This window comes from uncultured Mucilaginibacter sp. (assembly GCF_903893715.1).
Taxonomy (GTDB): domain Bacteria; phylum Bacteroidota; class Bacteroidia; order Sphingobacteriales; family Sphingobacteriaceae; genus Mucilaginibacter.
This window is the reverse complement of the sequence record NZ_CAITNG010000156.1, coordinates 1-15,792: the sequence shown is the minus strand read 5'-3', so window position 1 is coordinate 15,792 and position 15,792 is coordinate 1. Positions and strand designations below refer to the sequence as shown.

Below are 15,792 nucleotides of genomic sequence, written 5' to 3'. Positions count from 1 at the left end.
GTGGTGGAAGCTTAGGATTATAAATATTGAGGGCATTTGAGCTCTTTTAATTGCTTTTTTTTGGTATCTATCTTTCCCTCACACCTCATGCAGGGAGCAAATTTTCCTTCCCCTGGAAACTGGGGATTCGATCTCAACTCCATGTTCGTATATTCTATGAAAGAAGTGATTTCTCTCTCTCTTTTTTTTTTTCTCTTCTTTTTCTTATAACTTTTCTTATATACATTTTTGATTTTCGATCTTGCAATACTTGAAAACAATGATAATCAAACAGTTATAGTGAATTTAATTTTCAGAATTGGTGTTTTTTTGACATAGTACCCTGCTATTTGCACATAATTCATTGCTGTTTAAAAGAAGCTGCCATCAGATCCTGATCAGCTTTTGAATTATAGTATTTATTAGCCACAGTTCTACAACCGTTGACCACTTTCTTTATTAATTAATGTATCTCCTCAGCTTTTTTCTCATTAAGTCGATAAAAATCGATGGTTTGCATAGCTAAAGCAGGCTAAAGTGCATTATCCTTCTCAGTAACATTCAATTTAAGCCAGTTGCTTTTTCAATGGGTTTGATATCATAAGCCGGCTAGGGTCGCCAACCCTCTTTCGTCAGTAAAAAACCATGGTTACGCAAATAATCGTCTGTATTGCTGACATACATACTAAAAAGTATACGACTCCATAATTCTTCAAGATCTTGATCTGGTTTCGCGCTGTTTTTAGCAATAGACTCCGCTAGTTCAAGGTAACTTACTCCGTCTTTAAAATCATGGTAACCCAGCAAGGTCATCGCCGAAGCAAAATGTATGCGTTTTCCGTCACGTGTAAGGTCAAACATTTTGGCCATATACGTATGCTGGTTTGACGCACAACGTTCCAGCCTGACTTCAGACATATCGTTGCCGCCGCACTCGCAAGTTCGTCGGTCATCATCTTCGAAGCACAGATATCACGTTGATTATTTCGGCTTGGGAATTTTGCGATCCAACCGTTCCTTTACGGGTCAACTAAACTCGCTTGGGGCCTTACTCTGCCCAATGAAGCACCAGAGTGGCAAATAAGTCAGAGCTCTAATCATTGTCTCCGTCGCCTTTTTTAACTGTTTTTACAAATGCAGCCCGGACCGGAGCAGGCACTTTAGCATTTTCTCCTTTTATTGCTTTCCACAACATGGCATTCATAACATTGTCAGGAACCCGGTCGACGGCAGTAAATCTCCATTTACGGCCTTCTATTTGATTTTGTATTAAAACCAGCAGGCCTTTTTGAGGTATCCAGTTTAGGTTTTGCACCCAAGGTGTGCAGGTGAATTTTTTGTACAATACACCAGGGTCGCTTGTTTTGGTACAAGTGCTCAATTTTTCGGGGTTATACAAACGAACTTCATTACCATGGTTGCCGTAATCGGCAGTGGCTACATACCATTTGTTTTTATAGCTAACATACTCCGGCCTTGTACCCTGTATACAAGCATCGTCTTCAATGGTTCTTAGCAGATTTCCGTCCAGTGTCCCGGTTTGCCACAGCCCTTTCCAATTTATGGCGTAGATCAAGGCTTTCCAAGCTGTTCCTTCTTTGTTTAAACGCACGGAGTTACCCATAAAAGTTGGACCAACCCCATTATAAGCAACCCCGGTGGGATGATTGATTATATTTTTTCCATCCACTGTAAGTTTGCATTGTTTATTAAGGTAAACCACGGAATCGCTTTTCAATTCGAACTCCCTGATCATGCCTACTTCCCGATCGCCATAAAGATAAACTTTGCCACTTTAATAGGAAACGCCCTGGCAAGCACCAAGGGAGTCGGTTGTGGTTGAATGGCTCAATTTCATGGATACATCAGTACCATTTAAACCTACAAGTGCTAAAAAAGAAATAATTGTTAATGCAAAAAACTTCATGGCCAAGTTTTTAGGATTTGCTTCTTACCTAAGTAAACACTTAAAAATTAGGTGAACATTAAAATAATATAAACTGTGCTACGCGATATGCTTTATGATGACAGATTTGAGCCTGTAGAATTTTGTAGAACATCCGGGGTGTTGATGCTCCTTTTTGAATCAAACTAAAAATAGATGGGTTTATTTAATCATGACATTTGTCGACGTGTTTAACCCACATAGCATTAGCATTAAAATCAAAACCAATTTAGCTTTTGAAATATGATATTCGTTTGCCAAATTCAACAAACTGTGGACTACTTTCTTATCCATTTAATGTATCGGGGTCGAGGGTTAGCCCTTTTTTTGCTCCAATCTTTTTAATATAAATATTTGTTGACTGTGCTATGCTAAACAGAATGATTATAGTAATTCTTTATTTTTCTTTCAGTCCCCAGCTGTTACATGTGCCAGCCTTTGTTGGTAACGGAGTTACGTCAAAAGATGTCGGTTTTACGCCCGTATAAAGGATAGCTTCTTCGCCCTTTGGCAGAGTCAGAGCAATCAGCTCGCCGCGTCTTTGCATACTCACATTCTTGGAGGCCAGTAACTTTATTGTTCCCTTCAAATCACATTTGATAATGCAAGGTTCGCCAGCAAGACTTTTGATACTGATAAACCTTGTGATACCGTACCGCTTTACTGCACTGACAAGGAACGCCCCCTCAGCGCGAAGACTGTAAAAACCTGCATCTTTCCACGTAGAGGGCCATGCCGGGAATATCCTTATTTTTCCGCCCCAGCTTTGCATTAACATATCCAATGCGGCGCGTGACGAGGCAATAGGAGATTCGAAAGTAGGCCAGCCGTTTTCACTATACAAAGTGTTTGGCGTAATAGTAGGCCCTTTGCGTGTATTTAGGATCAAAAGCGATCGGTTAAGCCATTTCAATGCAGAATCGCCCTTGCCAAGTGCCGACCAAAGGGATGAAGCTCCATTAAATTTGAACATGCAATTATCGCCATCAATTCCGGTAAAATGCGCAATAGATTGTTCCATTAAGGGTAAACGCTCTGGTTCTTCTTCAATATTCATTTCATACAAGGGGAAGATACAAAATAAATGACTGTAATGACGGTGGGGCTTTGCAAAAGGCACATCCCGACCAACCATAATTCCGGTGGTATCTGTCGGATAATCGGCCATATTAGTTAAAATATCCCGCCATGCATTAACACTAGATTGATCAACCTTTAACCTGGTCGCACAATCAATTAATGTTTTATACCCCCATCTGGCCAAAGCAATATTGAGACTTGTTTCAAAGGCATTTCCATATTCATCCGAATAAGTATAAGGGATATGGTATTTGCCGTCAATATCCAATTGCATCGTTCGCGTGTAAACATTAAAAGTTCTTTTCATTAAAGGATAAATAGTATTCCGTAAACGGCTATCATCCATTGTCAATCGATTGTGAATGTAAAAAAGCTGTATAAGCCAAGGCAATGCAATTAAGCGCATAGGGCTTGTACCATTAGTATTCAACATTACAGATGCGTTCAAATCATTGTAGCCGACCGGGTTGCCCAATGCAGCGCAATCATTTCTATATGCTACGGGCACATTTTCAATAAGCTGGTCGCTATGTTTTTCAATCAATTTGTACAATGCGTCGGCAATATCTAGATGGTTGGTTATTCCTAGTGTATAATAAGCTAATTGCAAATTGAGATTCGTCCAATAAGCCGCCCATACCGATGGCTTGAACCAAGGCCCCATTAGATCAACAACGGGTCGATCGGCACGGGTCGCACTCGCCAACTTATACATCTGAATCCAATAAAAACTCTCCAAACGAGTATCCGGGAGCGTTACAAAGCTTGAGGGATAGTAGTGATGCCACCAAGTACGATGCGCTTCCTCTATCAACCCCATGTTCTTTTGCTGTGCGGCTTTAATCGTCGCAACGGCATCAACTGCCGACCCTGACCCGAGAACTTGTTTATTGGCCCATCTATTGGCCACCGTGATTAGAATAGTGCGGGATTTATCGGCATTAGGGCGGTCAATCCATGCCGTCGCATAATCGTCACCTTCCAACAAAGGTTGTGTTATTACTTCAATACCATCTATTCTGGAAGTAACAAAGGGAGGGTTTGGAACATAGACGCCCATATCACGGTTCGGCTGTACAGTAGGCCGCGGATGATTACCTTGTTCGGGACTGAAGGAACAATTGACCTTATTTTCCTGACCGGTGCTTTTAATATCCAAAACAATAAACTCCTCGTCTGAAGGAACAAAGCAACGCAACGAAATCATTCCCATGGTCGTTGTAATTGTACCTGTTATTTCGGCATTCCACAGATCAGTGCGAAATTTCGCACCCGTGATTACACCAACAGGGGTTAGCAGCAACTGCCCGATGGGAAGCCTGCCAAAAGGATTTGTACTGTTTATATTTTTAGACCGATGGTCATACACATCTGTTCTGCCAATCTCAAAACACAGTGTATTATCTTTTTTAGTGTCTTTAAAAACGATAGCACCCAATAAGCCGTTGCCAACAAAAGGTCCCTCGTAATAATTAGCGGGCATTTTGTTCCAAACCATATCTTGCTTTGCAAGAAACTGTTGCCAGTCCACTCCTAGCTGTATCTGGCCGCAGGCTGTTGGCAACCCTGCATGGCATAAGGCAAAAGCACATAGCAAAATCCGAAGCAGTCTAGTAGTTTTCATTTTTGATAGCGTGATTTTTACGATGATTAAAAAACAACTTTACCGTCGAGTGTCAAGCGAGTTATCGTATGGCCGTCCGTCGCTTTGCTGAACGTAAATACATCCTGCTGGTCCTTCCATGAAACCATCAATACTGTCCTGTCGTTGTTCCATAAAGTTTTGGGCGTTTCTTCACCTTGCAGATATGGAAATAACAATACTTTGAAATTTGGCGAAACCGAGCGGGAAGGCAATACCAAACGTTTGGCTAAATCCATACTGCGCAAATAAAACTGGTGCATATCTTCTGTTTTGATATTCTCGAAGGTTTCCAATCTGGGGTTGGGTTCCATATTAGGGATAGCGGCTTCGCTGCTTTCCAATACCCTGACCAATAATTGAGGGTTCCCTTTTTGCGGTGTAAACTTACCGACAATTAATATACCTCCTTGAGTACTTTCTACATCATCCATATTACGTTTCATTGTTTTGTCGCCCAACACCACATCGTATTCTCCTTGGGTACGCGCATCCGAAAGACTATTAAAACCCAGATTTAAAGGCCCCGATTCCTGCTTCACGTCCACCAATTGCTTTATGGAAACCAGTTCAACGTCCAATTGCATTGGCATGGCAAACTCATACAGGTGCTCCTTATCGTCCTTTTTGATATCATCAATTACCAATACATAATCGTGTTTGCCTTTTATAAGGCCAGCCGTGCGGAAAGCATACTCAACCGGATAATTCTTCAGGCGCATCGGCCAGGTATCTTCTGCCCACATCAACGGGTTGCTTGCTATACTACCACTATAAAAATCGGCTACCTTACGCAAAGGGTCACGCTCGGGCAATACCCCCGGATAATATCTTTTAAGGTTTCTGGCTGTATTTGCGTAAACACCGTCGCGCCATTGCGGTTCTACTTGTTTACCAACCATCAGATCGCCCACCGCCGATTTCAACCAGCTCCAGTCGTAACAATATTTCGCATCTATCGTCCCAAAAGTGGCTTCCGGCAAATCGAAATAACCCTTCCAACTGGCAGGCGTAGCGAAATAGCCTTGCCCATGCCCATCAATAGTTACCACCGAATGGTATTTGCTTTCCGTACTTCGCCAGCCATCTGTAACCCACACCCTGCCGTTGGCGGCCAACATAAAACTACCTCTGTCGGAATGGTCGTGCGATTGGTACATCATATCCTGACGTGCATCGAACTGAAATTGGATGCCGTTTTTGTCCCATTTATTACGGGCGATTAAACTACCTCTTGTTGGCTCAAAATAGGTAAGTGGCATTGCTACCGGAGGAACACCACGGTACTCAGCGGCAGTTTTTTCCGGGTCGATACAGAAAACAAAAGCAGCCACGTCAGGCACCTGTTTGATTTCTTTTTGCAGGGTATTGGCAAATAAATAGTCGATTTTTGCATCAGTGGGAAAAAAGTATTTCATGATCATCATCATCAACCAGTTAACTTCAGATGTTGTACCTGTATCGCCATGCGAACTCCATAAAGCGGCAGGGTTTGGAGCTAAAGAATTGATAAGCCAGTCTGGTATCGCTCGAAAATGTGGGTTGGTAAAAGTATTACAAGCCTTGTCGCGGCGCGCAATGGCTGCCATCGCTAACAAGTCGTTCGGGAACTGCCCGAACGTGTAGGTGATGCCCTCAGAGCTCATGCCCTTTGCCGTATAAGAATAGGTCAGGTAATCGCTCACCATTTCTTTGCCCCGTTCAAAAATACGCTTATCGTATCCTTGCTCGTTTTCAACAGCTAAAATGGACAATGGATAACAGATCGACATGGCAATATGGTTCCATCTGCGCCAATGATGTGGTAGTTCCATACCAACGCTGTACTTACCGAACGTATCATCGGTATAATGCTTAATAAAAAACTTTTTATCATCGGCAGACATGCCCGCCGCTGTGAAATCAAACAATTTAGCAAGATCGCCATTACTGTATAAAGGCTCTTTTACCTGTAATAGCTTTGCCGGATTTTGCGGCGTATCCTCTATTTCAGTAAAAGCTTTTTTAAGATAGTTTGCGGCTACAATTCCGGTTTCGTTCAGCAAGGCCTTGTCGCCATACAATTGTGCCAACAAACCCTGCACGGCCAGCAGATTGGCGATATCTTTCGGCGCCGCGCCATCGGCGGCAACAGGCTCCCCTATTTTTAAGGCAGCATAGTAGCGGGTAGTTCGTAATTGACGAAGGGCACCATCGGCCAACAATAGTAACTGTTTACCAATTTTGGTGGTTTGCAACCCCTGCTTGATAACGCCAAACTCATCCGGCGAGGTAAATATACGGGGATGGACACCGGTATTCGGAACTTTGCCCAACCTGGAAAAATCGAACCCTTCGCCGTTAGGTGTCAATGTTTCCTGGTAAGGGTTGGCCCATTTTAATTTATTATCCAATACCTCATCGGCAGTAAACTTTCGTTGAGGCTGTTCCGATAAGCGGGAGTTATTAGAGGCTAATGTATCATCGGCCCAGTACTTAAATATATCAGTAACCGACTGTGAAAATGTTTTGGAGCTGATAAACACCAAGACAATAAAAAGATATTTTTTCTTCATATATGAGCCTATTTGGATATTATAAACGTTGTTGTATTGTTAAAAGACACCTTAACCTTTTTGGGGTATTTTGAAACAATCCTATAAGAAACCACCTTGCCTTTTTCCCAATGAATGTCAACTGTGAATCCGCCTCTTGCTTTAAGGCCCTTTACTTCGCCATCGGGCCAAACATCCGGCAGGGCCGGCAATAAGGTAATTTCATCGTCTGTTGATTGTAATAACATCTCGGCAACCGCTGCCGTACCTCCAAAATTACCGTCAATTTGAAAAGGTGGATGAGCGTCCAGCATATTCGGGTATGTACCACCACCTGCAGCGACATTCACGTTTCCATTATCGGGCGGAACGTATTTTAACAACTCGCGGTACATTTTATAAGCATGATTACCATCTAAAAGCCTTGCCCACAAATTGATTCGCCAGCCTTTGCTCCAACCGGTTGTTTCGTCGCCACGCATTGCCAATGTTGTGCGGCAAGCCTCGGCTAACGCAGGGGTTTTAACAGGAGAGATTTGACTGCCCGGATAAAGCCCGAATAAATGCGATTGGTGCCTGTGCTTAGGATCAACATCTTCCCAATCGTGGTACCATTCCTGCAAATTCCCCTTTTTACCTATTTGATAGGGGTACATATCCTTGAGTATAGTGTCAATCTTGTCAACCAGGGCAGTATCAGTTCCAAGCACTTTGGCCGCTTTTACCAAATCAATAAAACATTCCCTGATAGTGGCAAGGTCAAAAGTTGATCCATACGAGGTGGCTCCTTTGTAGCCATCGGGCATCAGGTATTTATTTTCGGGAGAAGTAGAAGGCGCGGTAACCCAATAACCGTTCTTGTCTTTAACTAAAAACCCGATATCAAACAACGCGGCCCCTTTTATCAATTCATATCCATTCTTTTTAAGGTAAGCGGTATCCTGTGTAAAGGCAAAATGCTCCCAAACATGTGTTGACAGCCACGATGCCCCCATGGCAAAGTTTGCCCAGGCAGGGTTGCCTTTACCCCAATCCCCTATCGGGTTTGTCATTGCCCATATATCTGTTTGGTGCCCTGCGGTCCAACCGTCTTTTACGCCATAAAAAGTTTTGGCAGTGACGCTGCCGGTTTTTGCCAAAACTTTCATAAAACTTAAAAGTGCCTCGTGCATTTCGGGCAGATTGGTTATTTCGGCGGGCCAATAGTTTTCTTCCAAATTGATGTTAATAGTGTACCCGGATGCCCAGGGCGGCATTACATTGTAATTCCAGATACCCTGTAAATTGGCCGGTACACAAGGAGTACGAGAGCTACTGATCAAAAGATACCTTCCGAAATTGAAATACAACATTTCCAATTGCTTATCATCCAATCCTTTACTGTACCGAATCAGTCTTTCGTCGGTAGGGATGTTCAAACCGGTATCGGTGCCAAGTTTTAACGATACCCTGCTAAAAAAATGCTGATAATCCTCAATATGGTCTGTTTTAAGAGCTGTAAAAGTTTTTGTTGCTATTTTATCTATTATCTGTTTGGCTATGGTTGCATTTGGAAGTCCGTCTGTGGCAGGGTTTTTATCAAAACCATTAAAACTGGTGGCTATTGAAACCAAAATAACCACATCTGTTGCCTGTTTTATAGATACGGTACTATCGGTGTAAAGCGCTTCACCATCATTATTTACCACTTTGGCCAAAGTGGTAAACCTTGTACCTCTTGCCTCATCAAATAAAACAGCATTTTTCAAGTCTGTAAATCGCGGCGGATCTGCAAAGTATGGTGCGTATCCGTTAGCTGCAAGCAGCTTTTGCTTGGTATCTGTTTTGTAGTGCATTAAACTACTAAAAGCAAGCGTAAAATTCAACGCGTTCTTCCTGCTTGCCGTAAGATGAATAACAATAGCCTTGTCGGGGGCCGAAACAAAATATTCCCGGGTATAGGTTACCCCATTTATAACATACTTAACGGTGGTTACCGCTTTATCAAGATCGAGGGTCCGTGCATAATCATGCGCAATTGAATCGTGATCAAAATGAAGCAATAGGGTTCCAACCGGCTCGTAACATTCACTAAATTTTGCCTGGAGTTTGCGTACAAGCGTATCAGCAGCACGATAGTCCTCATTCATTAGCGCTTCCCTAACTGCGGGTAAATGCTTGTAGGCATCAGGATACATATTGGGATTTACCGGTTCGCCCGACCAAAAGGTTGCATCGTTCAATAAAATTTTATCTGTTTTGATACCTCCAAATATGCTTGCTCCCTGGGTGCCGTTGCCCATAACAAAACACTCCTCAAATGATTTAGCCGGATGCCTGAACCATATTGCCTTATCAGGAGATTGTGCTTTTGCTAAAAATACAGAAAGCATTAAACCAAAAGCAAATAAAAGTTTACATAAATCACGGTTCATTTTGCTACACAATAATTTTTGCCCGCCAATATCATGATGCAGGTTGAAACGGACCTTATATCCGACCCTTGTTCAGACTTTAGGTTTTTCAAGCTGGTTTATAAAACAACTCTGTAAAAGTTAATCAACAAAGCTTAAAGTACTTGGATTTTCGGTTACAAAGTTATTGTTGCCTTGACTACTGCGGTTAACCCGGTTATTTAAAAACTTATCCAAATGTTGCGGCGACTGAATGAACAGGATAAACTAATACAACGTAGGGCAAAGTAACTATTATTGTTTTTTTCAATTTTTACCAAATAATTATTTACCATTAGTTAACCTACAGTTTCAACTTCATGAACAAAAAAAATCTTTTTATTGCGTCTATCTGGTTATTGTTGCTATGTGGATCCTCACAAGCCCAAACATTCAATCCAGTTACTTATTCGCCTGCTGTAAAACAAATCGAAGTTGACGGAAATAAATGCGGTTTACAATTATATGTCGCGCCCGAGGGCAACGACAATGCTTCAGGAAAAAGTCCGGCTACGGCATTTAAAACGCTCGAAAAAGCGAGGGATGAAGTACGAGCTATAATTAAAAACGGCAAATTGCCTAAAGGGGGTATAGCCTTCAACTTACTTAAGGGTAATTATCCTCTGACCCGGTCGTTCGAACTAAATAATTTTGACTCGGGCACCGAAAATGCGCCAATTATTTACAGGCCTTATAACAATGATGACGTGCACATTCTTGGTGGCGTAAATATTAAAAACAGTAGTTTTTTACCCGTTACAGATCCCGCGGTATCGGCACGAATTGACCCGGCGGCCAAAGGCAAGATCATCCAACTTAACACCCGGTCATTAGGCTTGACGCGTACGGGCGTCTTCCCCGACATTTTTAATGATGGCGGCGGCATCTTTGAGATCTTCGTAAACGATACAAGGTTGCCCCTATCCAGGTGGCCGGACGAAGAGAACTCAACGATGAAAGAAGTGGTCAATCCCGGCGACAAGAACATCCCCGGCAGTTTTATATACCGGGGCGACCGACCAAAACGATGGATGAACTCGAAAGACATATGGCTAAAAGGGTTTTGGCGGGTTGGTTGGGAAGAGCCTGCTATCAAAGTAGCAAAAATTGATACGGCAAACAGCCAAATCACTTTTAAAGCCGGTTTGCCAAATGGTATTGGCAGCAAATACCAAAGGCCTAAAGGGTCGGGCAAGGAAGAATGGTATGCAATCAACTTGCTGGAAGAAATTACCCGTCCCGGCGAATGGGCGATTGATTTTAATACGGGGATAGTATACCTTTGGCCGCCCGATGATTTTAAAGATGGCAATATCGTTATCTCACAATTAGATAAACCGGTTATATCAGCCAAAAACCTTGCAAACACGGCATTTATCAACTTAAATATTGAAGGCTCGTTGGGCGATGGCATTGTGATAGAGCATGGAGAGCGCTGCTTAATAGCAGGCTGTACTTTAAAAGACCTTGCAGGTAACGGGGTTATCCTCGACGGGAACAAATGCGGTATCCAAAGTTGCGATATGTTCGCGTTGGGCAAAGGATGTATCGCCATATCGGGCGGGAATAGTGAAAAGCTCGTCGAGTCCGGCAACTATGTTATCAACAATCATCTCCATGATTACGGGGTACTTAAATCTCAGTATTCGGCAGCTATTGATCTGTATTCCGAAACTAAAGGAGCTCCGGCAGTAGGTATTTTAGTTGCTCATAACCTTATACACCATGCGCCGCGCGATGGTGTTTTATACGCCGGGCAAAAAAACGTATTTGAATATAATGAAATTTACCGTTGTGCCTACGCCACGGCAGACGTAGGCGCATTTTACTCTTGGTTGGATTGGACCATACGTGGCTTAGTCATTCGCTTCAATTATATTCATAATACCGTTGGAGGTGTTAATCCGGACGATGGCGCATCTGGTACATTTGTTTACGGGAACATATTTTGGGGCAACCGCACAGGGGTCTGGATAGCGAGCGGACCCGACCATACAATCCAAAATAATATTTTTATTAAAAATGAAGGCCCGGTTTTTGGTATGGACGACCGTGGCGTAAGCAGGGGTTATGCTACGAATAAAAGTCTGCTCGGTAAAGTAAAATCGATCAATCCGCAGGCTGCTCCTTGGAGCGAGACGTTCCCTGAAATGCCTACGCTATTGGACAGCCACCCTGAGTTGCCTCAACGTACACGTTTTTCAGGAAATATTATCTGGATAAAAAAGGGGACTCCTCTTTCCATTAAAATGAATAAGACGAATTTGGCCGACAGCGGGCTTTTAAAAACGAAAAACAATTTTGTTACCGCCGACGATCCAGGTTTTACTGACTTTTTAAAAGGCGACCTGACGTTAAAAAAAGGAGCGCCCGCCTATCAGAAAATTCCGGATTTTCCGCAGATCGATTTCAAAAAGATGGGCTTGTATATTGATAAATATCGCAAAAGGTTGCCCACTGCCAAAGAGGCCGGAAAATTACCAAGCCAAAACCCATGGAAGGCAGATGATAACGACACCTATTTTGGCACATAATACCCGACGATGAAATTCAATCTCATAAAATTGAACACGATGTTTTTAAAAGTTGTGTTTGTTGTTTGCATGATAGGTACATGGCATAATTGCAATGCCCAAGGTTTAAGTGTGACAAATTACGCAACAGAAACCGAGCGCTCGCCTGAAAATCAAGTCTTTCAATTCGCACAATCGGGTACCTGCACGGCCTGGCCTGATGGATCAAAAACCAATGCGACCCTTTACCTGTGGATCCCCGAAAAATGTAAACAACTGAGGGGGCTGGTTATAATGTGCACCAACGTGCCCGAACATATGCTGGTAGGCCACCCTGCCATACGGCAGGCCTGCGTAGCAAATAACCTCGGAATAATTTGGAGTACGCCTTCATTTATGAACTTCAGAAAATCGGTTGATAAGGACAATAAAACTCTGAATATGGCTTTAGAGTATAAAACCGCCATTGATTTTTTACAGCAAATGCTTGATGGGCTTGCCGCTAAAAGCGGATACCAGGAAATATCAACCATACCTTGGTTACCTATAGGCGAATCGGGACACCTGTTAATGGTTGACGCCTTGCTTGAACAATCGCCTCAACGATGTATAGCCGGGGTTTATTTAAAAAACAACCATTTACCACCGCATAACCGTACAGTACCGGTACTCACCATTTTTGGCAGCGCCCAAGAATGGGGACAGGATAAAACAGACATTCGTAGTAACTGGAACAATATCGACGGAGCTTACAATTACGCAACCGGTCAACGAAAACTATATCCAAACTGGCCGTTTAGCTATGTTATTGATGGTACAAGCGGGCATTTCGATTGCTCTGAAAAGATTACCCGCTTTGTTGCCGGTTATATTAACCTGATTGCAAAAAAAAGGATTGCGCCGGATGGAACTTTAGCCAATTTAGCTTTGGGAGAAGGATTCGTTGCCAATCTTCCGGTACCCGGACATGAAAACAGCTCAATAAAACCTTTCAACCTGGCTGATACCTCGTCGCTTAAAGCTCCATGGTATATTAACAGGGACATGGCTTTATCAGCTCAAAAAATAGCATCAATAAACTGGCATTCCTCAACACAATTACCTGTTTTTTTGGATGATAGCGGTAAAATAGCCGATCATTCCTTTAATGGTATATCAAGAATTAAGCCCATTCTGTCAGATACTGACGGCATTACATTCAAAGTGAGAGGTGTGATGACTGACGTCATCCCCTCAGATTTTCTTAATGCTGGCCAAAAACTTTCAAAAACGGCTTTTAAGCCCGCTATTGAATGGGTAAGCGGACAATTTAAACCGTTAGGCAATGGTCGTTTCCGTATAATGCTCGACAGATCGTGGCCGAATACGGCCAACTATGTAGGTTTGAGGCTGCCGGGTACCGATAGCGTGCGTGCTATTTTTCAACCCGCCGGGCTAACCTTAACAAAAAATGAGTCGGGCTTACCTCAAAAAATCACTTTTCAGCCCATCCCCGATGTAAATGCCCACGTAAAACGCGTTACACTTCACGCCACTTCGGATGCCGGCCTTAAAGTTGAATATTACGTAGAATCAGGGCCTGCAATCATACAGGAAAATGATCTGGTATTTACCCAAATTCCGCCCAAAGCAAAATATCCGGTAGCCGTTACGGTTGTGGCCTGGCAATGGGGTCGCTCGGCTTCGCCCAAGGTAAAAATGGCACAATTGGTTAAGCAAACTTTTTATATAACCGCAAATTGATTTTGCGGTTATCTCATTTTTAAGTTTTTGAACAATCGATAAAATTGCCCCGGAAAGTCGATTATAAATTAGCAGAATTCCCAGTAGATACCAGTGTCGAAATCATGGGTAAAAACGTATTTTTAACCAATTTACTTTTGATTACCCAGTAATTTTATTGCTTATAAGGCTTAATTGGAAAAGTTAATGATAATCCGTTCCAATTAACATTCACGTTACTTTCATTACCGGCTGCATTAACAGCGCCCAAGGTATCTTCTGCCGTATTAGAAATCGAAAACGCAATTGCCGCTGCGGCCTTGTTCATCGTTGCGATGTTATAAGATCTTGACGGTCCCCGATAGCAAATAAAATCGAGATGATAACCAAGTTCGTCGTTACCATAACTCCAATAGCCTTTTTCGTTATTGAAAGTTAAAAATGGCACAGCTACAAAGATATGCATTCCATTAGCTATCACATTTACAAAGCCGTTTATGTACATTGAGGTATCTACTTTAATCGTTTTCAACCCTTCGCCTTCAAACTGGAACCTGATGCACAGGTTTGATGCTTCGATCGTCCCATTTTTAACTTTATCTAAACTCGGGTGTGTATCCCCGCCATTCGTAATAAAACTTATGCCACCTAAAACTTTGTTTTTTAATTGCTTTCCCCTAAAAATGGCCGATGAAAAATCCTTTTGATCATGGAGAAAACGAATCCGCACACTTGTTACCGCGTTTTTTTTACCCCAATAAGCAACCAAATCCCTCCTTTGCTCCCACATATCCTGGCTATTGATCGAACCTAAACTAAAGGATGGGGTTAGATAAGTAGTGCCAATAAAAGATGGTTTGCTACGTTTAAAAGTATCTACAACAAACCTGGTAGAGGTGCTATCGGTTATATACTTTATCAGACTATCGGGTAAATTATTCACGTTACGATAACTATCGAGCGTAAAGACTTTTTTATCGGCGGGCAGAACGGAATTATGGATCATCGTTTCGTTTTTTAAAATAGTATTATATGACCTGCTATGTGGACCCGACCACTGTTGAGTTTTAGCATGATAATGGATCGCTATTTCGCGCCATGCTTTGTAGTACAACTCGTTTACCATTTTAAGCTCATCGGTATCCCGGAAATAAAGCCGCATTTTATTAAGCTCCTCTATCACAACCCTTGCATAATTAGGACTGTTATACTCTGTAAATCCACCTTCGCGATTTGTATAATCATAAAACCTTTTTAATCTGTAAAAACCGTAAGCCTTTAATTCTTTGCTATGGAGAACTTCGCCCGCCATAACCAACACAAACGTTCCCATCACAGCTATATTGGTGTAATCAGGGCTTTGATCGCGCAATTTTATTTCTTCGGCGGCATAAGATATAGCCGAATCGATTTTTACCACCAACGGCCCAGGGAGCCTTTTTTGATGATTTAGTAGTATCTCGATAAGTCGTCGACCGCAAAAGTCAGCCCAGTTTCTATCCGGCGGACTCATTTTTTCGAGAGGTTCTTCAAGAAACCATGACCATAAACCAAAATTACGGCTTTGGCGATTCGTGTCTTGTAAGGTCACTATTTTCGAAAGAATATCGATAGCGCGTAATCGCATAATTTCATCGTAACAATCGAGTAAATTGAGTGCATAATCTAAAGAAGCTGTGGTTGAATGCACCATGCCGCCTTTCAAAGTTGTATGATAACCTGGCGAGCTAAATTTTTGAATAGGCATGTGCTCGGTAGTATCGTATCTAACGTTGTTTTTTTTGACGAGCTGTCTTATCTGCTCTTGTACGTCGTCAAACTAAAGTGAACCAAGGCTTGTGTAGTGTTTCGGGTTTAAAGTAAAGCTAAGTTTTCCATTTTGGGGGTGCAAGTGATCTGTGATTTTATTTTTTCATAGGCAAGTTTTCTGTTTTTAAGTGATTGT

Annotated in this window: 8 protein-coding genes; 2 read left to right on the top strand and 6 right to left on the bottom strand. The window is 42.4% G+C overall.

The window, feature by feature from the left end; all coding sequences use genetic code 11:
- Positions 1-588: 588 nt before the first annotated feature.
- From QZX97_RS18750 to QZX97_RS18730, 5 genes are all read right to left on the bottom strand, one after another.
- The gene (locus tag QZX97_RS18750; protein WP_295652138.1) at positions 589-897 is read right to left on the bottom strand and encodes a HipA domain-containing protein; all 309 of its coding nucleotides are present in this window, start codon (positions 895-897) and stop codon (positions 589-591) included.
- Positions 898-1,072: 175 nt separating this feature from the next.
- Positions 1,073-1,591 (bottom strand): hypothetical protein, encoded by a 519-nt coding sequence (locus tag QZX97_RS18745; protein WP_295664917.1) that lies wholly within the window; start codon positions 1,589-1,591, stop codon positions 1,073-1,075.
- Between the two features lie 730 nt (positions 1,592-2,321).
- Entirely contained in the window at positions 2,322-4,535 is a 2,214-nt protein-coding gene (locus QZX97_RS18740; protein WP_295664915.1) for a glycoside hydrolase family 95-like protein, read from the bottom strand.
- 119 nt (positions 4,536-4,654) lie between these two features.
- Complete coding sequence (locus tag QZX97_RS18735; protein ID WP_295652241.1) at positions 4,655-7,201, bottom strand: hypothetical protein; 2,547 nt, start codon at positions 7,199-7,201, stop codon at positions 4,655-4,657.
- Positions 7,202-7,209: 8 nt separating this feature from the next.
- The gene (locus tag QZX97_RS18730; RefSeq protein WP_295652239.1) at positions 7,210-9,552 is read right to left on the bottom strand and encodes a glycoside hydrolase family 95 protein; all 2,343 of its coding nucleotides are present in this window, start codon (positions 9,550-9,552) and stop codon (positions 7,210-7,212) included.
- A gap of 380 nt (positions 9,553-9,932) precedes the next feature.
- Here QZX97_RS18730 and QZX97_RS18725 point away from each other — a divergent pair, with 380 nt between their 5' ends.
- Positions 9,933-12,146: a right-handed parallel beta-helix repeat-containing protein gene (locus tag QZX97_RS18725; RefSeq protein WP_295664912.1), complete on the top strand. Its 2,214-nt coding sequence runs from the start codon at positions 9,933-9,935 to the stop codon at positions 12,144-12,146.
- A 9-nt stretch (positions 12,147-12,155) separates the two neighbouring features.
- On the top strand, positions 12,156-13,868 hold the full coding sequence (locus QZX97_RS18720) for a hypothetical protein (protein ID WP_295664910.1): 1,713 nt from the start codon (positions 12,156-12,158) through the stop codon (positions 13,866-13,868).
- Between the two features lie 154 nt (positions 13,869-14,022).
- Here QZX97_RS18720 and QZX97_RS18715 read toward each other — a convergent pair whose 3' ends face one another.
- On the bottom strand, positions 14,023-15,594 hold the full coding sequence (locus QZX97_RS18715; RefSeq protein ID WP_295655284.1) for a hypothetical protein: 1,572 nt from the start codon (positions 15,592-15,594) through the stop codon (positions 14,023-14,025).
- Positions 15,595-15,792 lie beyond the last annotated feature (198 nt).

What these genes read in the sequence shown, in the direction of transcription:
- QZX97_RS18730 (WP_295652239.1), bottom strand. Translation starts at nt 9,552, where the DNA reads ATGCTTTCTGTATTTTTAGCAAAAGCACAATCTCCTGATAAGGCAATA.
- QZX97_RS18715 (WP_295655284.1), bottom strand. Translation starts at nt 15,594, where the DNA reads ATGCCTATTCAAAAATTTAGCTCGCCAGGTTATCATACAACTTTGAAA.
- QZX97_RS18750 (WP_295652138.1), bottom strand. Translation starts at nt 897, where the DNA reads ATGTCTGAAGTCAGGCTGGAACGTTGTGCGTCAAACCAGCATACGTAT.
- QZX97_RS18735 (WP_295652241.1), bottom strand. Translation starts at nt 7,201, where the DNA reads ATGAAGAAAAAATATCTTTTTATTGTCTTGGTGTTTATCAGCTCCAAA.
- QZX97_RS18725 (WP_295664912.1), top strand. Translation starts at nt 9,933, where the DNA reads ATGAACAAAAAAAATCTTTTTATTGCGTCTATCTGGTTATTGTTGCTA.
- QZX97_RS18720 (WP_295664910.1), top strand. Translation starts at nt 12,156, where the DNA reads ATGAAATTCAATCTCATAAAATTGAACACGATGTTTTTAAAAGTTGTG.